Here is a 22,125-nt window from a genome sequence, read left to right on the forward strand (position 1 = left end):
GCCGTAGCGAATTGCAGATGGCCGACCACAATAACAGAACGCCGCGACAGGCAAACAGTCGACGCTGAGTTCAAAGGTGTGGGTAGGTTGCAAAGCGGGGATAAGGACGTCGAGTGCGCGCTTGACAGCAAAGGGAAAAAGCAAAACGGCGGGTCCCCCCCCGGGGGGGCGCCGCTCTGGTCTCCGGCGGGGGGGTAGCGGGAGGGGGGCAGGCGTGCTTGGTCTCCTCGCTCTCCGAGTCGCTCGCCTCGTCGCCGGACGACTCGGGCGCCGCTTCCTCGCTGCTCTCGGCCTCGGCCTCCGGGGCCTCTTCCTGCGCGACGGCCTCGACCACCGCTTCGATCTCCGCCTCGGCGGCCTCTTCGGCCTGGCGCAGGTCTTCGGCGGTCACGACGCGGCCGCTTTCCAGCTGCGTCTTGGCCTCTTCGTCCGAGCGCGCCACGTTGGCAGTGATGGTCACGACGACCTCCGGGTGCAGCTGCACGCGAACCTTGTGCAGGCCCAGGGTCTTGATGACCGCGCCCAGATCGATCTGGCGGCGAGCCACGGTGACGCCGGCGGCGCTCACCGCCTCCGACACGTCGCGGCTGTTCACCGAACCGTAGAGCTGGCCGCTCTCGCCGGCCTGGCGGATCACGGTGACGGTCAGGCCTTCCAGGTCCTTGGCCACGCGCTCCGCTTCCTCACGGCGCTTCAGGTTCTCGGCCTCGAGCTGAGTGCGCTCACGCTCGAACCGGGCGAGGTTGTCCTTGGTCGCCCGCAGGGCTTTCTTCTGCGGCAAGAGATAGTTGCGCGCAAAGCCCGGCTTGACCGACACGACGTCGCCCATCTGTCCGAGCTTTTCGATGCGCTCCATCAGGATCACTTCCATGTCTGTTCTCCTGCTTCGCCGCTTATTTCACGACATAGGGCAGCAGGGCGAGGAAGCGCGCCCGCTTGATGGCGCGCGCCAGCTCACGCTGCTTCTTCGCGGACACCGCGGTGATGCGGCTGGGCACGATCTTGCCCCGCTCCGAGACGAAGCGCTGCAGCAGACGGGTGTCCTTGTAGTCGATCTTCGGCGCCTTGGGCCCGGAGAAGGGGCAGCTCTTGCGGCGGCGGAAGAACGGGCGACGGCCACCGCCGCCGCTGACGACTTGAACGGTCATTCTGCAGCTCCTTCACTGGCAGGGGCACTGGCGGGCGGCGCGGGGGCGCCGTCGTTGGCACGCGGCCGGCGCCGGGCGCGGGGACCATCGCCCCGGGGGCCGTCACCGCCCGAGCGGCGCCCGCCACGGCGGTCACCGCGGGGGCCGCGGTCATCACGGGTGTTGCGCTGCTGCATGACGATGGAGGGACCTTCCTCTAGCTCTTCGACGCGCACGGTCATGTAGCGGATCACGTCGTCGCTGAGACGCATGTTGCGCTCCACCTCGTGCACCGCCTCCGCCGGGGCGTCGATGCGCAGCATCTGGTAGTGGCCCTTGCGGTTCTTCTTGATGCGGTAGGCGAGGGTGCGCAGTCCCCAGTACTCGGAACTCGCGACACGGCCGCCATTGTCTTCGAGGATCTTGGTGTAGTCCGCGACCAGGCTCTCGACCTGGGACGCAGAGACGTCCTGGCGTGCGATCAGCACGCACTCATAGAATGCCATGGTTTACTCCCTCTGGCTGTTCATGGACCGGCGCTGGTCGAAGCTCAGCCGCCCGGCCCTAGCCGGCCCCGAAAGCGGGGTCCCGGCAAGGAGTGCTCCGCCGCCCGGAAAGGGCTGCGAAGCCGCGGGACTATACACTTTATCCTCCTGCGCGCAAGCGCCGAGGCGCCGGGCGCGCGGCGGCCGGAATCGGCGCCTTTCAGGCGGGCCCGGCAGGCCGCGGCGGCGGCGGCGTTTACCTTCGCAATCCGCTATTTTCCGCCATTTGCCCGCCGATCCGGCTTGACAGGCAGGACTGTGTGGCTATGTCTGGGCGGCATTTCGTTCGCCATCCCCATTTCTCGCGGAGTTGCCATTCATGAGCCTGGCGTTTGTGTTTCCGGGACAGGGGTCCCAGGCCGTCGGCATGGGCCAGGCCCTGGCCGCCGCCTTTCCGGTGGCCCGGCAGACCTTTGAAGAAGTCGACGACGCCCTGGGCCAGAGCCTCTCGCGGATCATGGCCGAGGGACCGGAAGACGAGCTGCGGCTCACCGAGAACGCCCAGCCGGCCCTGATGGCGGCCAGCCTCGCCGTGGTGCGGGTGCTGGAGAGCGAGGGCAATCTGCGCCTCGCCGACAAGGCGGCCTATGTGGCCGGCCACTCCTTGGGAGAATATTCCGCTTTGGCGGCCGCCGGCAGCCTGCAACTGGCCGACGCCGCGCGCCTGCTGCGCCGCCGCGGCCAGGCCATGCAGCAGGCCGTGCCGGTGGGCGAGGGCGCCATGGCGGCTGTTCTGGGCCTCGACCTGGAGGCCGCGCAGGCGGTGGCCGAGGAAGCGGCCCAGGGTGAGGTCTGCCAGTCGGCCAACGACAACGCCCCCGGCCAGGTGGTGCTCAGCGGCCACACGGCCGCGGTGGAGCGGGCCATCGAGATCGCCAAGGAAAAGGGCGCCAAGCGGGCTATCCTGCTGCCGGTGAGCGCGCCCTTCCACTGCAGCCTCATGGCTCCCGCGGCCGAGGTGATGGCCGAGGCCCTGGCCGGCGTCACCCTGCAGATGCCCGCGGTGCCGCTGGTGGCCAACGTGACCGCCAGCCACCTGAGCGACCCGGAGGAGATCCGCCGCAAGCTGGTCGAGCAGGTCACCGGGATGGTGCGCTGGCGCGAGAGCGTGGCCTACATGGCCGGCCAGGGGGTTGAAAAGGTGGTGGAGCTGGGCGCCGGCAAGGTATTGAGCGGGCTCTCCAAGCGGATCGACCGCAGCCTGACGGCGCTGTCGGTCGAGACGCCGGAGGAAGTGGAGGCCGCCCTGGCGCAGCTCTAGCCGCAGGGCCCCTGCGAAGTCCCTAAAAGGTCTAGGGGCAGGTTCAAGTTTTATCGTCGTGGAGACGTCTTGATGTTTGATTTGACTGGAAAGATCGCCCTGGTGACCGGCGCCTCGGGCGGCATCGGCGGGGCCATCGCGCGGCGCCTGCACGGGCAGGGCGCGACGGTGGTGCTGAGCGGCACCCGGGCCGAGGCCCTGGAGGCGCTGGCCGGCGAACTGGGCGAACGCACGCAGGTCATGACCTGCAACCTGGGCGATCCCGCCGCGACCGAGGCGCTGGTTGGACAGGTCGAGGCCGAGGCCGGCCAACTCGACATTCTGATCAACAACGCCGGCCTGACCCGCGACGGCTTGGCCATGCGCATGAAGGACGAGGACTGGCAGCAGGTTCTGGACGTGAACCTGACCGCCGCCTTCCGCCTCACGCGTGCCAGCCTGAAGGGCATGATGAAGCGGCGCTGGGGCCGCATCATCGGCATCAGCTCCATCGTCGGGGTGACCGGGAATCCGGGCCAGGCGAACTACGCGGCCTCCAAGGCGGGCCTGATCGGCATGACCAAGTCGCTGGCCCAGGAAGTGGCGAGTCGCGGCATCACGGTGAACTGCGTGGCGCCGGGCATGATCGAAACCGCCATGACCGACGCCCTGAACGATCAGCAGCGCGAGCGCATCCTCACGGCAATCCCCATGCAACGTCTTGGGAAATCTGAGGAAATCGCATCGGGCGTGGTTTATCTGGCGAGCGAGGAAGCCGCCTACGTGACCGGCCAAACCTTGCATGTAAATGGCGGAATGGCCATGATATGAGCCCTCCTGGGGGACACACTCGAAACAGGCGTCTGTAGGGCGTTGGCAAACCTTCAAGAACTGTGATAAGAGGCGGCGCCTTGCGCAGATGCGAGGACGCCATTCATTTTGACGGTACCCGCTTCCCGCCAAGAAGCGTCTTAAGAACCTGAGGGCTAATTCTTATGAGCAACGACATCGCCGAGCGCGTGAAGAAGATCGTCGTCGAGCATCTGGGCGTCGATGATGCAAAGGTAACCGAGACAGCTAGTTTCATCGACGATCTGGGCGCCGACAGCCTGGATACGGTGGAACTGGTGATGGCTTTCGAAGAAGAGTTCGGTTGCGAGATTCCCGACGACGCGGCGGAGAAGATCGTCACCGTCAAGGACGCGATCGACTTTATTCAGGAACACTCCTGACCGTCGGCGAAGGCGACAGCGGCGCTCAGGCGCGGGCTGTCGCTCAACCGTTTCGCCGCACATAAGGTCGCTTGCAGTATGAGACGCGTTGTCGTTACAGGATTGGGACTGGTAACACCGCTGGGAAGCGGTGTTAGCCATGTTTGGGATCGACTTCTCAACGGCCAGTCCGGCCTGCGCAGCATCCAAAGCTTCGATGTTTCCGACCTGCCGTCGAAGATCGCCGGCCAGGTTCCCCTGGGCGAAGCCTCAGAGGGGCTGTTCAACGCGGACGAATTCGTCGAACCAAAGGACCAGCGCAAGCTGGACCGCTTCATCGTCTTCGGCATGGCCGCCGCGCAGCAGGCCATCGAGGATTCCGGTTGGAAGCCCGAGGAAGACGAGGACCGCTGGCGTACCGGCGTGATGATCGGCTCCGGTATCGGCGGCCTGGAGACCATTTGCGACGGCTCCATCACCGTGCACGATCGCGGACCTAGGCGGCTGTCGCCCTTCTTCATTCCGGCAGCGCTGATCAACCTCGTCTCCGGACAGGTGTCGATCAAGCACGGCTTCAAGGGGCCGAACCACGCGGTGGTGACGGCCTGCTCGACCGGGGCGCACGCCATTGGCGACGCGGCCCGCCTGATCATGCTGGACGACGCCGATGTCATGGTCGCCGGCGGCGCGGAGGCGGCGGTCTGCCGCCTGGGCATTGCCGGTTTCTGCGCCTCGCGGGCGCTGTCGACCAAGTTCAACGACACGCCGGAGAAGGGCTCGCGCCCCTGGGACAAAGACCGCGACGGCTTCGTCATGGGCGAAGGCGCCGGTGTCGTCGTGCTGGAAGAGCTGGAGCACGCCAAGGCGCGCGGGGCGACGATCTACGCCGAGGTGGTCGGTTACGGCCTCTCCGGCGACGCCCACCACATCACGGCGCCGCCCGAAGACGGCAATGGCGGCTACCGGGCCATGCAGGCGGCGCTGAAGCGGGCCGGCCTGGACCCGAGCGATATCGACTACATCAACGCCCACGGCACCTCGACGCCGCTGGGTGACGAGATCGAGGTGGGTGCGGTCAAGCGTCTCTTCGGCAACGCAGTGGCGGACATCTCGATGTCTTCCACTAAGTCCGCCATCGGCCACCTGCTGGGCGCGGCCGGCGCGGTGGAATCGATCTTCTCGATCCTCGCCATCCGCGACAACGTGGTGCCGCCGACCCTGAACCTCGACAATCCCTCGCCGAGTTGTGCGGACATCGACCTGACACCGCATACGGCCAAGGAGCGTCCGGTCCGCCGCGCGCTTTCCAACTCCTTCGGCTTCGGCGGCACCAACGCCAGTGTCATCCTGGCAGAGTACCAGTAGCGGCCTCCCGTGATGCGACGACTGGGCGGTATCGCCATTGCTGTCGTCGTTGTGTTGCTGCTCGCCGCCGGCGGCTCATGGTTCTTTCTGAAGCTGACGTTTGAAGAACCGGGACCGGTGACCGAGGAGGTCGTGGTCGTGGTGCCGCGCGGCGCCGGCCTCGCCGCCATTGCCGATGACCTGGCGGAGGCGGGCGTCGTCTCGGATCCTACGGTCTTCCGGCTCGGGGTGCGCCTCTTCGCCGACGCCCGCGCCCTGCAGGCTGGCGAGTATGCCTTTACTTACGGCATGTCCATGAAGGACGTGGCCGAGTTGCTGGCCAGCGGGCGCACCGTGGTGCACCGCCTGACCGTGCCGGAGGGGCTCACCAGCGTCGAGATCGTGGCTTTGCTGGACGAGGCCGAGGCGCTGGACGGCGAGATCGGCGAAGTGCCGCCGGACGGCACCCTGCTGCCCGAGACCTATCACTTCCACCGTGGCGATTCCCGCGCCGACATACTGGCGCGCATGCGCCAGTCGATGACCGAGGCGCTGGCCGAGGTCTGGGAGCAGCGGGCTGAGAACCTGCCTTTGAAGAGCCCCGAGGAGGCGCTGGTGCTGGCCTCCATCGTCGAGAAGGAAACCGGTGTCGACGGCGAGCGGGCGCTGGTGGCCGGGGTCTTCGTGAACCGCCTCGACAAGGGCATGCCGCTGCAGTCCGATCCGACCGTGGTCTACGGGATCACCCTGGGCAAGGCGCCGCTGGGCCGTTCCCTGACGCGCCAGGATCTGGCCAATCCTACTCCCTACAATACCTATCAGATCAGCGGCCTGCCGCCGGGGCCCATCGCCAACCCGGGGCGCGCCGCCCTGGAGGCGGCGGTCAATCCGGCGGAGACCGAGTTTCTCTACTTCGTCGCCGCCGGCGACGGCGGCCACGCCTTCGCCAAGACCCTGGCGGAGCACAACCGCAACGTTGCCAAGTGGCGCAAGCATCTGCGCAGCCTGAAGAAAAAGCAGACGGACTAGCCGCTGCGGGTCCTAGTCCCCGACGGCGGGCTTCTCCGGCAGGCGGCGCAGCAGCGGGTCGGTCCAGGCCGGCGGCAGCAGAGACAGCAGCCATACTGCCGCGAAGAGGCGGCGCGGGAAGACGATCCGCGCCTTGTCGGCGGCCAGGCCGCGCCGGATGATACCGGCGGCCCGCTCGGCCTCCATGAGCAAGGGCATGGGAAAGTCGTTCACCGCGGTCATGCGGCTTTTGACGAAGCCGGGGCAGATGACGTTGACCGAGATCCCCTCACCATGCAGCGCGCCGCGCAGTGCCTCGCCCCAGACCCGGACATAGGCCTTGGAGGCGCAGTAGGCCGGGGCGCCCGGAAAGCCGCGAAAGGCGGCCAAGGAGGATACGATGGCGACCTGCCCGTGGCGGCGCGGGCGCATCAGTTCCACCGCGGCCAGGCAGGTGTTGACGACGCCGTCGATGTTGACCGCCAGGATGGCGCGGGCCTGCTCTCTGGTCTCGCCGAAGCTGCCGGTGCCCGCCGAGATGCCGGCGTTGGCGATCACCAGGTCCAGCGGACGGTCGCGGTCCAGCTCCGCCAGCCAGGCGGCCAGGGCGTCGCGCTCGCGCACGTCCAGGACGGCGGTGGCGACCTCCGCGCCGGCGGCGCGGCAGGCCTCGGCGACCTGGTCCAGGCGTTCCCGGTTACGGCCGCTGAGCGCCAGGAAGACGCCGGGCCCCGCGTAGTCGCGCGCCAGCGCCTCGCCGATGCCGCTGGAGCCGCCGGTGATGACGATGGATTTCGGGTCCTTCATAACTCTCCCAGACCTGGGGGCTTGGCGCTCCCGGCTTGTTGAGACTCGGGGAGCCCAGTATATAGGGGCACCGCCCGCGCGGGGGCAGGGAGATTTCCAAGCGGGCGGGCGGCTCAACTGTAAGCGATCGGGGGCAAGGTGACGGGCGCCAGCAAAGCGGTTCACAGCATGACCGGCTTCGCCCGCCGCGAGGGCGGCGACGAGGCGGCGAGCTGGACCTGGGAGGTCAAGAGCGTCAACGGCCGCAGCCTTGATATGCGCGCGCGGCTGCCCCAGGGCTACGAAAGCCTGGACCCGGTGGTGCGCAGCGCGGTCAGCGCCGCCTGCGCGCGCGGCAATGTCCAGGTGAACCTCTCCATGAAACGCGGCAACGCGCCGTTGCAACTGCAGGTCAACGAGGAATTGCTGCAGCAGGTCCTCGACCTCATGGGCGATCTGGAAAAGCGCACGAAGGCGACCCCGGCCAGCCTGGACGGCATTCTCGGCCTGCGCGGCATTCTCGAGGCCGTGGAGGAGGAGGAAGCGCCCGAGCGCCAGGAGGCGCGCCTCAAGGCCCTGCAGAAGGATCTGAAGGCGGTGCTGGAGGCCCTGGTGACCATGCGCGCGGCCGAAGGCGCCCGCCTGCAGGACATGGCGCGCGGCCACATCGACGAAATCGAGCGCCTCGCCAAGGCGGCGCGGAGCTGCGCGGCGACCCAGCCGGAAACGCTGAAGCAGCGGTTCAAGGATCAGGTGGCCCTGCTGCTGGAGGAGAACACCGGCGTCTCCGAGGAACGTCTGACCCAGGAACTGGCCATCCTGGCGGGCAAGGCGGATGTGCGCGAGGAGCTGGATCGCCTGGCCGCCCACGTGGAGGCGTCGCGCGAGCTGCTCGCCCAGGGCGGCGCCATCGGGCGCAAGCTCGACTTCCTCTGCCAGGAGTTCAACCGCGAGGCCAACACCCTCTGCTCCAAGTCCGCCGACGTCGAGCTGACGCGCATCGGCCTCGATCTCAAGTCGGCGATCGAGCAGCTGCGCGAGCAGGTCCAGAACATCGAGTAGGCGAATGGTCGATACGGAAATCAAGCGCCGTGGACTGATGCTCGTGCTGTCGTCGCCTTCGGGCGCCGGCAAGACCACCATCTCGCGGCGGCTGCTCGACACCGACGGCAACCTGTCGCTCTCGATCTCGGCGACCACGCGGCCGGCGCGCCCGGGCGAGGTGGAAGGCAAGGACTACTTCTTCGTCGACCAGTCCCGCTTCGATGCCATGGTCGCGGGCGGAGAGCTGCTGGAATACGCCCTGGTCTTCGGCAACAACTACGGCACGCCGCGCGCGCCGGTGGAGCGTGCGCTGGAGACCGGCCGCGACGTGCTGTTCGACATCGACTGGCAGGGCACGCAGCAGGTGCGCGAGGCCGCGCGCGAGGACCTGGTGAGCGTCTTCATCCTGCCGCCTTCGACGGAGGAGCTGGAGCGCCGCCTCTATGCCCGCGCCCAGGACAGCGAAGAGGTGGTGCGCGGCCGCATGGCCAAGGCCGCGGACGAGATGAGCCACTGGGCCGAGTACGACTACATCATCATCAACGACGACGTCGACAAGAGCGTCGAGCAGGTCGAGGCCATCCTTACCGCCGAGCGCCTGAAGCGCGAGCGCCGCATCGGCCTCGGCGCCTTCGTCAAAGGTCTGCAGTCCGGCAGCTAGCCCCGCCGTTCAGCCACGGTCGACGCAGGCGGCCAGGGCGCAGAAGTCCTCCACCGACAGTTCCTCGGCCCGCGCCGTCGGCGCGATGCCCGTCGCCTCCAACCAGGCCGCCGGCCCGCCTTCCGACTTCCCGCCCAGCGACTTCAGACTTTGCCTCAGCATCTTGCGGCGCTGGCCGAAAGCCGCGGCGGTGACCTTCTCCAGGGTCGTCAGGGAGGCCGGGGCCAGGGGCTGCTCGCGCGGGATGATTGACACCACGGTGGAGGTGACCTTGGGCGGCGGGGTGAAGGCCCGCGGCGGGATGTCGAACAGCGGGCGCGCCTGGCAGAGCCACTGGGTGAGCACCGAGAGGCGCCCGTAGTCGCGGCTGCGCGGCGCGGCGATGAGGCGCTCGGCGACTTCCTTCTGGAACATCAGCGTCATGGCCGAGAAGGCCCGGGGGTCGCCCGCCAGGGTGGTCAGCCACCTCACCAAGAGGGCGGTCGAGATGTTGTAGGGCAGGTTGGAGACGATCTGGCGCGGCGCCGCGCCGAGCGCCCCCAGGTCGAGCTCCAGGGCGTCGCCTTCCACCACCTCCAGCCGGCCGGGATAGGCGGCGGCCAGCTCGGCCAGCGCCTCCAGGCAGCGGCTGTCTTTCTCCACGGCGATGACGCGGGCCGCGCCCTCGGCCAGCAGGGCGCGGGTCAGGCCGCCGGGGCCGGGGCCGACCTCGATCACGCTGCCTTCACCGATCCCCGGCGCGGCCCGGGCGATGCGGCCGGTGAGGTTGAGGTCGAGGAGGAAATGCTGGCCCAGCGCCTTGCGCGCGCCCAGGCCGTGGCGCGCGATGACCTCGCGCAGAGGCGGCAGGTCGGCGGGGACAGTCATCGCTCTGCCGTGAGTTGCGAGGCCGCGGCCATCTGCGCCGCCATCTTCAGGGCGGCCAGGAGGCTGGCCGGCGAAGCCACGCCACGCCCGGCGATGTCCAGGGCGGTGCCGTGGTCGGGCGAGGTGCGGATGATCGGCAGGCCCAGGGTCACGTTCACGCCGCCCTCGAAGTCGATGGTCTTGATCGGGATCAGCGCCTGGTCGTGGTACATGCAGAGCGCGGCGTCGTAGCCCCGGCGCGCGCCGGCATGGAACAGGGTGTCGGCGGGGACGGGGCCGAAGGCGTCAATGCCGTCCGCCTGCAGGCGGCGTACGGCGGGGGCGATGACGGCGTCATCCTCGCCGCCCAGCTGGCCGCCTTCACCGGCGTGGGGGTTGAGGCCGGCGACGGCGAGGCGCGGGGCCGCGACGCCGAAACGCTGCTGCAGGGCCCGGGCGGTGATGCGGCCGGTCTCGACGATCTTGTCGCTGGTCAGCACCTCCGGCACTCGGCGCAGGGGCAGGTGCACCGTAACCAGCACGACCCGCAGCTCCGCGCAGGCCAGCATCATCACCGGCGGGCCTTCGCCGGCACAGAGCTCGGCCAGGTATTCGGTGTGCCCGGGATGCTTGAAGCCGGCCTCCATCAGGACCTGTTTGTGGATCGGATTGGTGACGATGCCGGCGGCCGCGCCTTCCAGGGTGAGGGCGACGCCCTGGCGGATCGCCTCCAGCACCGCCTCGGCGTTGCCCGGGTCCAGGCGGCCCGGTTCGGCGGCCACGGGACGGGACAGCGGCAGCACCGGCAAGGCTTCGTCGAAAACCCGGGTGGCGGTGGCCGGACCGTCGATGGGCCGGAGCGGTGCCTGCCAGTTCAGGCGCGCGGCCAGGCGGCTCAGGCGCTCGGGGTCGTCGATGACGAAGAAGGGCGGCAACCCGCACTCGCGGCGCCGCAGCCAGGCCTGCAGCGTGATCTCGCCGCCGATCCCGGCGGGTTCTCCCATGGTCACCGCCAGAGGCGGCGCCGTCTGTGAATGGTGGGGCGACGAAAGCGGGGTCAAGGGGCCGGACGGAGCCCGGCGGGCCGGCCGCCGGAAAGGCAGGCCTCAGATGCGCACATCGACGTTCGCCAGGCGCCGCAGCTCCTGCAGGGACCGCTGGGCGAGCTGGTCCGTGCGCTGGTTGGTGAGGCTTTCCTCGATGCGGGTGCGGTCGATCTGCTGGCCCTCGTTCTTGCGCATGTCGCGCAGCAGGAGGATGTGGAAGCCCGAAATCGTGCGGACCGGGCCGGCGACCTCGCCCGGGCCCATCTGGGCGAGCGCCTTGTTCAGCGGCTCGTCGAGCTCGCCGTCGCGGACCCAGCCCAGGTCGCCGCCCAGCGATGCCGTGCCCGACTGGGAGAACTGGCGGGCCAAGCCGGCGAAATTGGCGCCGCGGCGCAACTCCTCCAGCAGGCGGTTCGCGTTGTTCAGGGCCTCGCCTTCCTTGGCGGCCGTCTCGATGGGCACGAAGATCTCCGCAACGCGCCGTTCGATGGACCCGTGCCGGACGGCAAGGCGGGTCGCGACCTCTTCGACCTCTTCGCTAGAGATCACCACGTTCGGCCGGATTCGCCGGAAAATCACGTTCCGCCAAGCGATCTGAGCACGGATCTGTTCAATCAGCGTTGTGGGTATGATGCCGCGATTACGCAGCATCGTTAGAAATTCCCCCTCGGTCATCTTGTTCTGCTGGGCGATCTGCTCCAGCGCGACCGCAACCTGCGCGTCCGGCACCGAAATATCGAGGCGCTTGGCCTCCTGAAGCTGTAGCCGCTCGTCGATCAGGCCTCGGAGGACCTGCGGCGTCAGCCTGCGGCGCACCTCCTGGGTGTCTTCGACGCCGGCGGCGACGATGGCCAGTTGAAGGCGCATGGCGAGGTCGAGAACCGAGATGATGTCATCGTTTACGACAGCGGCAGGGCGGAACAGGTCCGATTGCGCGCGGGCCTGGTCGAGGGGCCAGCTTGTCGTCAGGAGCAGCAGGCAGGCAGCAAATAGCGCGCCGCGCCGTGCAACCTGGAATGGTCTTCGCATCATCTTGAGTGGCATTGCCCGGTTTTCCAAAGAAAGCGGGCCGCAGTATATCCTGCCGGGTCCGGTCGGTTCAAACGGAAGCTGAGGCCCGCGGACCTCCGTCAAGCGGGGGGCGGGCGGGAATTCAGGGGCGGCGGCACGTGGGATCAGCCGCCCGAGGCCTCTCCAAGGTGCCTGAAGACGACGCGCACGAAGATGCTGTCGTCGTCCTCGATGTCGCGGTCGCGGTAATTGCTGCGTTCCGCGACGCCCTCGATGAGGAAGCACTCGTCCTCATAGGTGAGGCTGATTGCCGAGCGCAGGGACTGGTCGTTGTTCAGGTCGCGGCGGTGCCTGAAGCCGATGCTCCAGTTCTCGGTGAGGCGTGAGTTGATGCCGAAGCTGACCTCTTCGCGGTCGCCGAACTCTTCGGTGGAGGCGTCACCGTTGATGAAGAAGTAGGAGAGGTCGAGGTTGAGAGCCGGTGGGCCGATGTTCGCCTCCAGCTCACTGCGCTGCGCCGTCAGATCGTCCTTGTCCAGGCGGAAGCGGTACAGCAGATCGAGGTCCTCCAGGGGGTGTACCTGCACGCGTCCGACGATATCGGAGAACTTGTCCTCCAGGCCGGAACCCTCCGCGAAGACGTCGCGATTCTCGCTCAGGCGATAGCTCTGGCCGACGAAGGCGCCTGCCGAGCCGCCGTTGTTGAAGGCGCCGGTCCATTTTAAGCCGTAGTCGAAGCGGGTTCCGGAGTCGACGCGATCATGACCGGCGAAGCGGTTGAGCTTGAAGAGGTTGGTGTCGTCGAACTCGAAATCCTGGCTGTCCTCGTTGGGGATCTCGCCGGGATTGGAGCCGTTCGGCGCCAGCACCGCCTGCACGATGGGCTCGATCACCTGCTGGAACGACCCGTCCTGCCGAACCCAGGGGTAGCGCCACTTCACCGCAAACTGCGGGAAGATCCGGCCGGTGGTGTCGCTGCCCGGCGCGTTGGACGGGTTGACGTTGGCGGAGCCGGGCACCACGCCGTCGGTCCAATAGCCGTCGGCCTGGACCCGCGCGGTGACCTCGTAGATGTCGCCCAGGGGGCTGGTGTAGGGCAGATGATACCCGCCGACGAAGGAGGCGCGCCGGCTGTCCCGTCCGTCGATGCGGGTCAGTGCCATGAGGCTGGTGTCGGCGGTGATGTAGCCGCCCGGTAAGCCGAAGAGGTTCGGCTCGCTGACAAAGTCGTACTCGGCCAGCGGGGCGACGATGGGAAACTCGTTGTTGCTGTCGCCGCGGCGCTGGCCCTGGTAGGAGAAGCCGTGCACGGCGGCGTAGTTGCGCCCCTTCAGGCCCTCAAGATAGGCGGTGCTGGTCAGGGTGCGCGAGGAATCGAAGTTGTAGGCGCGCAGGTAGGTGTCGTCGCTGCTGCGGTTGGCATCGAAACCCCAGCGCCAGGTCTCATCGAGCTCGAACTGGCCTTCGGCATCGATGTGGCCGCGGAAGCGGTCCTTGGCGATGCTGCCGTCGTTCTCCTCGCGGTCGGCGATGGTCGCGCTGCCGGCGGCGCGCAGCTCGCCGTTGGTGAAGAGCTGGCGGTATTCGCCGGTAAGGTCGATGCCCTGCTCCGTCGACAGAATGGGCGCGACGGTCAAGTCGATGTCGTCGTCCAGGACCCAGAAGTAGGGGACCTCCAGGGCGTAGCCGAGGAAATCGCTGGTCCCGACGGTGGGGGCCAGGAAGCCGCTGCGGCGGTCGACCGTGGGGTCCGGGTGCTCGAAGTAGGGGGTATAGATCACCGGGATGCCGAAGAACTCGAGCCAGGCGTCGTGGTAGATGATGTCCTTGGATTCCTGGTCGTGGATGACCTCGTTGGCCTTGATCTGCCACAGGGGCGCGCGGGTGGGGTCGTCACGGCACAGCTCGCAGGGGCTGAAGACGCCCTTGCTGAATTCCGTACGGTTGCCGCCGGTGCGCGTGCCGCTGGCCGCCGCGATTCGCGTCTTGTCGGCCATCAGGATGCGGATATCGCGGATGAACCCTTCCTTCAGGTCGCCCGTCAGTTCCACATAATCGGCGAAGACCGTATCGCCGCTTGGCTCCACGAGGGTGATGTTGCCCTCCGCCGTGACGAGGTCTTCGTTGATGTTGTAGGTCACCTCGTCGGCGAGGAGCACGCGGTCGGACTGGGCGATCTCGACATTGCCGCTGGCGATGACGAGGCCGTTTTCCTCGTCATAGGTCAGCTCGTCCGCCGTGATCAGCGCCGGCGTGTTCTCCAGCGCTTCGATGTCGATGTCCTGCGCAATGGCCGCATCCCCGAAGGCGGCAAGCAATGCATATAGCGCGGCAGCCATGGCCGCCGCTCGCCCCGTTCCCCCCCGTATCATTATTTGGCTATCCGTCCTCCAGATGAAGCAACATGGCCACCCCAAGCATCAACGACACGCCGGCCGGAGTCCAGGCTGCGAGCACGACCGGGATAGTACCTGAAAGACCGATCGCAAACACGAAATTGGAGATGAAGTATAGAAGAAAGCCGGTCAACATACCCGTCAGAATCACCAGACCGACCCGGCCGCGGCGTTGCGGGCGCAGTGAAAAGGTCGCGGCGAGAAGAACCATGGCGGCGAAGAGCATCGGCAGGGCCAGCAGCCGATGAAACTGCAGGCGGTGCGGTATGGCGGAGAATCCGGCGGCCTGCATGAGTTCGATGAATTCCGGCAGTTCCCAGAAGGCGATGGTCTCCGGCGGCGCGAAGCTCTCCTGGATCTTGTCGACGGTCAGGTCCGTGGGCAGTTCCATCTGCTCGTGAAACTCCGAGGCTTCGCCTGGCCGTGAAAGCCAGGCATCGGACAGCAGCCATCGATTCGCCTGCAGCTGGGCCTCGCGGGCGTCGATACGGTCGACGAATCGATCCTCGTCGGCGTAGCGGAACACCATCACCTGCTGCAGGGAGACCGATCCGGGCTTCACCCGCGCGGCGTGGATGACCGATTGGCCGTTATCGTCGGCCTGGCGCAGCCACAGCCCGGTCTTGGAGACCGCCAGCATGCTCGTCTGGTTACGGATGTAGCTTGCTTCCAGCTGCTCGTAGCGGCTGAGCAGGATTGAGGCGAGGGGGTTGAATGCCGTGATCGTCAAGGCGCCGATGACGACTGAGCTGCCGAGCACGGGCAGGAGGAACTGCCAGACGGAAACGCCGGCGGCGCGCGCTACCACCAATTCGTTCGAGCGGGTCAGCCGCCAGAAGGTGGTCATGGCGGCAAAGAGGAGGGTGAAGGGCATGACCTCCTGGCTGAGGTAGGGCAGCTTCAGAAAGGCCATTTTGAGGGTGACGCTCAAGGAGACGTCCTTGGTCGCCAGGCGGTCGAGCAGGTCGACAACGGTGGCCAGGAAGATGATGGCGACGATCGCCAGGAAGAAGCTGCCGAACCAGAAGAGATACTGGCGGGCAATGTACTTCGTCAGGGTCGGCGAAAGCCGCAGCCGGCGCATGGCCGGCTGCACGCCGCTGTTGATCGAAGCGCCCATCATGTCGCCGCCTCGCTGAGGTCCTGGGCCGCGCCGCGCCGGTAGGGCTTACGCAGCAGCACGTAGAGGCTGATGCCCGCGGAGACCAGCACGGCTAAATACATCGCCGGAACGGCCGCTGCGCTGCGCGTGGCCAGGTCATGCAGGGCCAGGGACACGCCCTCCAGAGCGGCGACGCAGGCGATGGCTGCCAGCACGCGTTTGGTCTGACCGCGCCGATTGAACTCGCCGGCCAGCAGAGCCGCCATGCCGATCAGCACGAAGACCAGGGTATAGAGCGGACCAACCAGCCGATGGTGCCCCTCGGCGATCAGTTCCTGATAGTAGCGCTGGTCGCGCTGGTCGGCGCTGGGAAAGAGTAATTCGTTCAGGAATCGTTCCTTCGGTTCGCGCCAGCGCGACTGCGCCGCCTCGCTGAACTCGCTCAGCTCGACCGTGTAGCGGTCGAAGTACAGCAGCGAAAAGCGCCCGGTCCCCGGGGTCACTTCCTGGCGGTTGCCGTTTTCCATCACCACCCGCGGGCCGGTCTCGCTGGCGACAAGGGCGCCGCGCTCGGCCATCATGGTCACCGGCTTTTTCGGGTCCCGGTTGTCGTGCACCAGGATGCCGCGCAGCTCACCGTCGGCGGAGCGCTGGCGGACGTAGACAGTGATCTCGTCGGTGAGCGCGGTGAAGACGCCTTCCTGCAACAGGACAGTTGAGAAATCACTGCGGAATGAGTTCTGTAAGTCTTTGAAATTACGGAAAGACACGGGCAGGAAATAGAGCGAAATGGAATAGACGGCGATGGTCACCAGAACCCCCAGCATGATCGCCGGGCGGGCCAGCTGGAGCTGCGACAGGCCGGCGGCCCGCATGACCACCATTTCGCTGTCCATGGCCAGCTTATGATAGATGAAGAGCGCGGCCACGAAGGCGGCCACCGGCAGCACGACCCCCAGGAAGGACGGCAGCAGCAGGCCGACGAAGGTGAGGAAGGTGGAGGCCGGGAGCCCGCGGTTGACGATATAGTCGATCAGGCGCAGCGACTGCGTCAGCCAGATGGCGAAGGTCAGGGCCAGGGTGACGAAGATGGTCGCCGTCACCAACTGCCCGAAAATGTAGCGTGTTATCCAGGGCATCGGGCCCAATCGCTGCGGTGCGGGAGTAGAAGAGATAGCGCGCGGCCACGACCTCAGTCCAGTCAAAATCCCGGCAAACTTCGGGCGGATTTCGCCCCGCCGAAGGTACGAAAGGCCCCTTGAACTTGGCCGCTGGCGCTGACAGGCTGTTCGGCCTTATCGTTGTCCGCCTTTTGACATTCCATGGCTGGCCCGCCGATTTCGGAGCGGTGCCGGCCGCTTTCTTTCCGTGAGGGGATTGATGAATATTTCCTTTGCTTCGCCGAGCGTTCCGTCGTCCGGTGCCCTGGTTGTCGCTGTCCTGGAGGGCGGCAAGCTCTCGCCCACGGCGACAAACCTGAACAAAGAGACCGGTGGCGCGCTGGAGCGGGCCATTGCCGCCAGCAGCTTCTCGGGCAAGAAGGGCGAACTGCTGGAGATCGTGGCGCCGGCCAATCTGGCGAACAGCCGGATTCTGCTGGTCGGTGTGGGCGCCTCGGCCAAGCTGGCTGAGAAGGACCTGCAGGACCTCGGCGGCTCGGTGGCTGCGCAACTGCTGCGCTCCGGCGAAGAGAAGGCGGCCGTCTTCATCGATAAGCTGCGTGGCGGCAAGAGCGCGCCGGAGCGGGCCGCCAACTCCGCCTATGGCGCGCTGCTGCGCAGCTACCGCTTCGACAAGTACAAGACCAAGGAGAAGCCGGAGAAGAAGCCCAAGCTGAAAGAGATCAAGTATATGGTCGAGGACGCAGCCGCCGCGAAGCGCCTCTACCAGAAGCTGGAGAAGGTGGCCTCGGGCGTCTTCACCACCCGAGATCTGGTCAGCGAGCCGGCCAACATCCTTTTTCCCAAGTCCCTGGTGGCCGAAGCCAAGAAGCTCAGCAAGCTGGGTGTCAAGGTGCAGGCCCTGGGCCAGAAAGAAATGGAAAAGCTCGGCATGGGCGCGCTGCTCGGCGTGGCCCAGGGCTCGGCCCGGGAGCCGCAGTTGCTGGTGATGGTCTGGCAGGGCGCGCCGGCCGGCGCCAAGGACAAGGCGCCTCTGGCCTTCGTCGGCAAGGGTGTAACCTTCGATACCGGCGGCATTTCGCTGAAGCCGGCCGCCGGCATGGAGGACATGAAGTGGGACATGGGCGGCGCCGGCACCGTTGTCGGACTGATGCACGCCCTGGCCGCGCGAAAGGCCAAGGTCAACGTCGTCGGCATCTGCGGCCTGGTCGAGAACATGCCCTCGGGCACGGCCCAGCGGCCGGGCGACATCGTCACCTCCATGTCCGGTCAGACCATCGAGGTGCTGAACACCGACGCCGAGGGGCGCCTGGTCCTGGCCGACGCGCTCTGGTACACGCAGCAGAAGTTCAAGCCGAAGCTGGTGGTCGACCTGGCGACCCTGACCGGGGCCATTATCATCGCCCTGGGCAACGAGTACGCGGGCCTGTTCAGCAATGACGACAAGCTGTCGAACCAGCTCACCGCCGCGGGCCAGAGCGTCGGCGAGCCGCTGTGGCGCATGCCCATCGGTCCGGAGTACGACAAGCAGATCGACTGCGACGCGGCCGACATGAAGAACATCGGCGGCGGGCGGGCCGGCGGCTCGATCACCGCCGCGCAGTTCCTTCAGCGCTTCATCAAGAAGGGCACGCCCTGGGCGCACCTGGACATCGCCGGCGTTGCCTGGTCGGCCAAGGAGAAGGCGACGGTGCCGAAGGGCGGGACCGGTTTCGGCGTGCGTCTGCTGGACGCTTTCGTGGCCGATAACTTCGAGAAGTAGCCCAAGCGAAGTAGCCGGGGGGCGGGCCGGGAAACCGGCCCGCCGGCCTCGGCGCAATCCCCAGATGGTGATGGCCGACTCATGACAGGCGTGCGCTTCTATCACATGACTCGCACCACGCTGGAGCAGGCCCTGCCGCAGATGCTGGAAAAGACCCTGGAGCGGGGCCAGCGGGCGGTGGTCAGGTCCGGCTCGGAAGCGCGGGTCGAAGCGCTCTCGGCGCGGCTCTGGACCTACCACGACCGGGCCTTCCTGCCGCATGGCAGCGTCAAGGACGGTCGCGCCGCGCGTCAGCCGGTCTGGCTTACGGTGGAAGACGAGGCGCCGAATGGTGCCGAGGTCCTGTTCCTGACCGACGGCGCGACCTCCGACAAGATCGGCGACTACGCCCTCTGCGTTCTGCTGTTCGACGGTGGGGACGAGGAAGCCCTGGCCCAGGCTCGCGACCAGTGGAAGGCGCTCAAGGAAGCCGGCCACGACGTCACCTACTGGCAGCAGGACGACGCCGGCCGCTGGAGCCAGAAGGCCTGAGGGCAACGCCGCGGCCACCCGACACGCTTTACGCAAGCAGCGGCAAATATTGTCGCCGGAAGTTGTAGTCCAACTTCATGATTATTTGATCGCTGCAAATAGGCTACAATTTGCCGCGTGAAGTTATCAGGTTGGGCAAAAGCACGTCGACATGGCGAATTTCGTTTATTCTGACTATTACCTTGCAGATCTTGGCGATCGCCAGCCGTTGCCGGTCCACCAGAGGTTCTCCGACATGCAAGCCTACCTCGACAAGGTGGCCCCGGAAGGCAAGCTGCCCGGGCGTCAGCACATCGACCCCCTGGAATTCCGCGAGTTCATGAGCTTCATCAATCTGGTCGATGTGGAGCGCGTGGACGGCGATGTCCGCTTCCGCTACCGCCTTGTCGGCGAAGAGCAGACCCGCCGCTCGGGCCGCGAGATCACCGGCAAGCTGCTGAAGGACGCCTTGGTCCCCGCTTTGGTGCCGCGTGTCCGGTCCAACATGATGAAGGTCCTGATGACCCGCAAGGCGGTCTTCGATAGCTTTCCCATGCCGCACCCGGACCGCGAGTTCATCGTCTCGCAACGGATGTACTATCCCCTGGCGGGCGACGGGGAGACCATCGACATGCTGCTGACGCTGCACGGCTACGAACCCGACCCGGTGGTGAAGCTGCCGGAGCCTTAAGCACCCGCTTCGGAAGAAACCCGACAGATTGCTGTGAAAATGCTTTGTTATACATTTACACTATGTAATAAGTGGGGCGCCTTGGAGTAAGGTTGTTTCGGTCGGCGGGAATCGAAATGGCGGATTTCAATTTTTCAGAGTTCTACCTCGAGGATCTGAACGGCGCGGAGCCGCCGGCCACCCATCAGAGGTTCGCCGATATGGCCCGCCACCTGAAGGAGGTGGCGCCGCCGGGACGCTTGCCCGGGCGCCAGCATCTAGATCCCTGCGGTTTTCCCACTCTCCTGAGCCTGTTGAACCTCGTCGACGTGGAACGGCAGGACGGGGAGATGCGGTTCCGCTTCCGGCTGGTCGGGGACCAGCAGGACCGGGCCGCCGGACGCAAGATCAAAGGCCTTTTGGTCGACGAGGCGGTGGTGCCGGAACTGGTAGCGCGCATCAACGCTAACATGCGCAGGGTGGTGGAGACCCGGGTGCCCCTCTACGACCGGTTCCCGATGCCGCACCCGAACCGTCAGTTCATCGATTCCGAGCGCATGTACTATCCCCTGGCCAGCGACGGAGAAACCGTCGACATGATCCTCATTCTCAACGGCTATGAAAACCTGCCGCAGGTAGCCAGCATCTGGACCGCCTAGGCTTCCTCTAGGGCGGTCTGCAGCTCCAGCCAGCGGTTCTCGGCCTCCGCGATGGCCTGCTTGACCTGGCCGAACTTGATCTGCAGGTCCTGCAGTTTCGCCGTCGGGCCTTCGTAGACCTCCGGGTCCGCCAGTCTGGCCTCGAGGGCATCCTTCTGCTTGTTCAGCTTCTCGATCTGGGCCTCGGCCTGCCTGGCAGCCTTGCGCAGATCGGCGACGGCGGCGCGCGCCTCGGCCGCGGCGCGGCGCTTGTCCTTCTTGGAGACGACCTCGTCGCGCTGGGGTTTGTCCTCGCGTTGGCGCGAGCGTTCCTGGCGGCGCTGCTCCAGCAGCAGCTTGCGGTAGTCGTCCATGTCACCGTCAAAGGCCGAAACGCCGCCGTCGGCGACCAGCCACAGGCGGTCGGCGGTCAGCTCGATCAGGTGGGTGTCGTGGCTGACCAGGATCACCGCGCCCTCGAAGGCGCTGAGCGCCTGGATTAGCGCCTGGCGGGAGTCGACGTCCAGATGGTTCGTCGGTTCGTCGAGGATCAAGACGTGCGGCGCGTCGCGGCTCATGAGCGCGAAGAGCAGGCGCGCCTTCTCACCGCCGGAGAGCTTGCCGACCTGGACCTCGGCGCGCTCGACGCCGAAGCCGAAGCGGCCGAGCTGGGCGCGCAGCTTGGTCTCGGTCTCCATGGGCATGAGCCGCTGCATGTGGGCCAGCGGCGTCGCCTGGAGGTCCAGTTCCTCGGCCTGGTCCTGAGCGAAGTAACCGATCTTCAGCTTTCCGGAGCGCGTCATGCGCCCCTCCATGCACTTCAGCCGCCCGGCGAAGAGCTTGGAGAGGGTCGACTTGCCGTTGCCGTTGGCGCCCAGCAGGGCGACCCGGTCGTCCATGTCGAGGCGCAGGTTGAGGCGCGAGAGGATCGGCTTGCCGGCCTCGTAGCCCACCGAGGCGTTCTCCAGCGTCAGGATCGGCGGCGAGAGGTGGGAGGGAGACGGGAAGTCGAAGGTGACCGTGCGGTCCTCCATCACCGCGGCGATGGGCTCCATGCGCGCCAGGGCCTTGAGGCGGGACTGCGCCTGGCGGGCCTTGGAGGCCTTGTAGCGGAAGCGGTCGACGAAGGCCTGGATGTGGCGGCGCTGGGCCTGCTGCTTGGCCTGCAGGGCGGCCTGATGTTCCAGGTGTTCGCGACGCAGGCGCTCGAAGCGGTCGTAGTTGCCGGTGTAGGCGGTCAGCTTGCGCTGCTCCAGGTGGATGATGCGGTTCACCGCCCGGTTCAGCAGCCCGCGGTCGTGGGAGACCAGCAGCAGCGTGCCCGGATAGCTCTTCAGGTAGCCCTCCAGCCAGAGCGCGGCTTCCAGGTCGAGGTGGTTGGTCGGCTCGTCGAGCAGCAGCAGGTCCGGCTGGGTGAAGAGCAGGGCGGCCAGCGCGACGCGCATGCGCCAGCCGCCAGAGAACTCGGCGCAGGGGCGCTGCTGGGCCGCCTCGTCGAAGCCCAGGCCGGCCAGGATGCGGGCGGCGCGGGCCGGGGCGGAATCGGCCTGGATGGTGGCCAGGCGCTCATGCAGCTCGGCGATGCGGTGCGGATCGGTGGTGTGCTCTGCCTCGGCCAGCAGGGCGCTGCGCTCGGTGTCCGCGGCCAGCACCGTGTCGATCAGGCTGGTCTGGCCGGAGGGGGCTTCCTGGGCCACCTTGCCGACCCGGGTCAGGCGGGGATAGGTGATGTTGCCCTGATCGGCATGCAACTCGCCGGAGATCAGCTTCAGGAGGGTGGTCTTGCCCGAGCCGTTGCGGCCGACCAGGCCGACCCGCTCGCCCTTGTTGACGGCGACGGTGGCGTGGTCGAACAGGGGCTCGCCCTGAACCCGGTAGACAAGATCGTTAATGTGCAGCATGGGGCCCGTTCTGCTCCGGCCTCTGGTGGCGGCGGGCGGGTGATAGCACGGCCGGGCGGTGGGTGAAAGTCACGGCCGGGCCCGGGTCTGCGCGGGCGTTGCCCTGGCCCGGCAAAGGGTCTATAAGCCCGGCGCGGAACGCTAAAAAGGGCGGTA

Annotated in this window: 21 protein-coding genes and 1 pseudogene; 11 read left to right on the top strand and 11 right to left on the bottom strand. The window is 67.0% G+C overall.

The annotated features are described in order from the left end of the window. Positions 1-295: 295 nt before the first annotated feature. From rplI to rpsF, 3 genes and pseudogenes are all read right to left on the bottom strand, one after another. Positions 296-871: pseudogene (rplI, locus tag H7X47_RS26390) on the bottom strand (50S ribosomal protein L9); the annotation flags it as partial. A gap of 22 nt (positions 872-893) precedes the next feature. After that, complete coding sequence (gene rpsR, locus H7X47_RS21560) at positions 894-1,148, bottom strand: 30S ribosomal protein S18 (RefSeq protein ID WP_193370827.1); 255 nt, start codon at positions 1,146-1,148, stop codon at positions 894-896. Beyond that, a complete protein-coding gene (gene rpsF, locus H7X47_RS21565) occupies positions 1,145-1,633 on the bottom strand; it encodes a 30S ribosomal protein S6 (RefSeq protein ID WP_193370828.1) in 489 nt (162 codons plus the stop codon). The genes rpsR and rpsF overlap by 4 nt, the downstream gene beginning before the upstream one ends. A gap of 358 nt (positions 1,634-1,991) precedes the next feature. On the opposite strand from rpsF, the gene fabD reads away from it, so the two are divergent. From fabD to mltG, 5 genes are all read left to right on the top strand, one after another. Beyond that, the gene (fabD, locus tag H7X47_RS21570) at positions 1,992-2,933 is read left to right on the top strand and encodes an ACP S-malonyltransferase (protein WP_193370829.1); all 942 of its coding nucleotides are present in this window, start codon (positions 1,992-1,994) and stop codon (positions 2,931-2,933) included. A gap of 72 nt (positions 2,934-3,005) precedes the next feature. Further along, on the top strand, positions 3,006-3,743 hold the full coding sequence (fabG, locus tag H7X47_RS21575; RefSeq protein WP_193370830.1) for a 3-oxoacyl-[acyl-carrier-protein] reductase: 738 nt from the start codon (positions 3,006-3,008) through the stop codon (positions 3,741-3,743). A 164-nt stretch (positions 3,744-3,907) separates the two neighbouring features. Further along, complete coding sequence (locus H7X47_RS21580) at positions 3,908-4,144, top strand: acyl carrier protein (RefSeq protein ID WP_193370831.1); 237 nt, start codon at positions 3,908-3,910, stop codon at positions 4,142-4,144. Between the two features lie 78 nt (positions 4,145-4,222). Next, the gene (fabF, locus tag H7X47_RS21585) at positions 4,223-5,488 is read left to right on the top strand and encodes a beta-ketoacyl-ACP synthase II (protein ID WP_193370832.1); all 1,266 of its coding nucleotides are present in this window, start codon (positions 4,223-4,225) and stop codon (positions 5,486-5,488) included. Positions 5,489-5,500: 12 nt separating this feature from the next. Continuing rightward, positions 5,501-6,496, top strand: a complete 996-nt coding sequence (gene mltG / locus H7X47_RS21590; protein WP_193370950.1) for an endolytic transglycosylase MltG — start codon at positions 5,501-5,503, stop codon at positions 6,494-6,496. A 12-nt stretch (positions 6,497-6,508) separates the two neighbouring features. Here mltG and H7X47_RS21595 read toward each other — a convergent pair whose 3' ends face one another. After that, on the bottom strand, positions 6,509-7,282 hold the full coding sequence (locus H7X47_RS21595; protein WP_193370834.1) for an SDR family NAD(P)-dependent oxidoreductase: 774 nt from the start codon (positions 7,280-7,282) through the stop codon (positions 6,509-6,511). Between the two features lie 168 nt (positions 7,283-7,450). Between H7X47_RS21595 and H7X47_RS21600 the strand changes: the two genes are divergently transcribed. Beyond that, positions 7,451-8,323: a YicC/YloC family endoribonuclease gene (locus tag H7X47_RS21600; RefSeq protein WP_193370835.1), complete on the top strand. Its 873-nt coding sequence runs from the start codon at positions 7,451-7,453 to the stop codon at positions 8,321-8,323. 4 nt (positions 8,324-8,327) lie between these two features. Then, positions 8,328-8,966 carry a guanylate kinase gene (gene gmk, locus H7X47_RS21605; protein WP_193370836.1) on the top strand — a complete coding sequence of 213 codons (639 nt, stop codon included), beginning with the start codon at positions 8,328-8,330 and terminating at the stop codon, positions 8,964-8,966. A 9-nt stretch (positions 8,967-8,975) separates the two neighbouring features. Here gmk and rsmA read toward each other — a convergent pair whose 3' ends face one another. The 6 genes from rsmA to lptF all read right to left on the bottom strand — a co-directional run bounded on the left by rsmA (position 8,976) and on the right by lptF (position 16,506). Further along, positions 8,976-9,833 carry a 16S rRNA (adenine(1518)-N(6)/adenine(1519)-N(6))-dimethyltransferase RsmA gene (gene rsmA, locus H7X47_RS21610; RefSeq protein WP_193370837.1) on the bottom strand — a complete coding sequence of 286 codons (858 nt, stop codon included), beginning with the start codon at positions 9,831-9,833 and terminating at the stop codon, positions 8,976-8,978. Then, positions 9,830-10,816, bottom strand: a complete 987-nt coding sequence (pdxA, locus tag H7X47_RS21615) for a 4-hydroxythreonine-4-phosphate dehydrogenase PdxA (protein ID WP_193370838.1) — start codon at positions 10,814-10,816, stop codon at positions 9,830-9,832. The genes rsmA and pdxA overlap by 4 nt, the downstream gene beginning before the upstream one ends. Before the next feature lie 102 nt (positions 10,817-10,918). Continuing rightward, the gene (locus tag H7X47_RS21620) at positions 10,919-11,902 is read right to left on the bottom strand and encodes a peptidylprolyl isomerase (protein WP_193370839.1); all 984 of its coding nucleotides are present in this window, start codon (positions 11,900-11,902) and stop codon (positions 10,919-10,921) included. A gap of 131 nt (positions 11,903-12,033) precedes the next feature. Then, the gene (locus H7X47_RS21625; protein WP_193370840.1) at positions 12,034-14,208 is read right to left on the bottom strand and encodes an LPS-assembly protein LptD; all 2,175 of its coding nucleotides are present in this window, start codon (positions 14,206-14,208) and stop codon (positions 12,034-12,036) included. A 40-nt stretch (positions 14,209-14,248) separates the two neighbouring features. Next, positions 14,249-15,388, bottom strand: a complete 1,140-nt coding sequence (gene lptG, locus H7X47_RS21630; RefSeq protein WP_227010684.1) for an LPS export ABC transporter permease LptG — start codon at positions 15,386-15,388, stop codon at positions 14,249-14,251. Continuing rightward, on the bottom strand, positions 15,385-16,506 hold the full coding sequence (lptF, locus tag H7X47_RS21635; protein WP_193370841.1) for an LPS export ABC transporter permease LptF: 1,122 nt from the start codon (positions 16,504-16,506) through the stop codon (positions 15,385-15,387). Before lptF ends, lptG begins: the two co-directional genes overlap by 4 nt. A gap of 241 nt (positions 16,507-16,747) precedes the next feature. On the opposite strand from lptF, the gene H7X47_RS21640 reads away from it, so the two are divergent. From H7X47_RS21640 to H7X47_RS21655, 4 genes are all read left to right on the top strand, one after another. Beyond that, complete coding sequence (locus H7X47_RS21640) at positions 16,748-18,250, top strand: leucyl aminopeptidase (RefSeq protein ID WP_193370843.1); 1,503 nt, start codon at positions 16,748-16,750, stop codon at positions 18,248-18,250. Between the two features lie 81 nt (positions 18,251-18,331). Further along, positions 18,332-18,781, top strand: coding sequence for a DNA polymerase III subunit chi (locus H7X47_RS21645; protein WP_193370844.1), 450 nt, complete (start codon positions 18,332-18,334; stop codon positions 18,779-18,781). Between the two features lie 235 nt (positions 18,782-19,016). Continuing rightward, complete coding sequence (locus H7X47_RS21650; protein ID WP_193370845.1) at positions 19,017-19,451, top strand: PAS domain-containing protein; 435 nt, start codon at positions 19,017-19,019, stop codon at positions 19,449-19,451. A gap of 116 nt (positions 19,452-19,567) precedes the next feature. Then, positions 19,568-20,089 carry a PAS domain-containing protein gene (locus H7X47_RS21655; RefSeq protein WP_193370847.1) on the top strand — a complete coding sequence of 174 codons (522 nt, stop codon included), beginning with the start codon at positions 19,568-19,570 and terminating at the stop codon, positions 20,087-20,089. On the opposite strand, the gene H7X47_RS21660 is transcribed toward H7X47_RS21655, so the two are convergent. Continuing rightward, positions 20,086-21,969: an ABC-F family ATP-binding cassette domain-containing protein gene (locus H7X47_RS21660; RefSeq protein WP_193370848.1), complete on the bottom strand. Its 1,884-nt coding sequence runs from the start codon at positions 21,967-21,969 to the stop codon at positions 20,086-20,088. The genes H7X47_RS21655 and H7X47_RS21660 overlap by 4 nt on opposite strands. Positions 21,970-22,125: the final 156 nt, after the last annotated feature.

The organism is Pelagibius marinus, from assembly GCF_014925385.1.
Taxonomy (GTDB): Bacteria; Pseudomonadota; Alphaproteobacteria; order Kiloniellales; family Kiloniellaceae; genus Pelagibius; species Pelagibius marinus.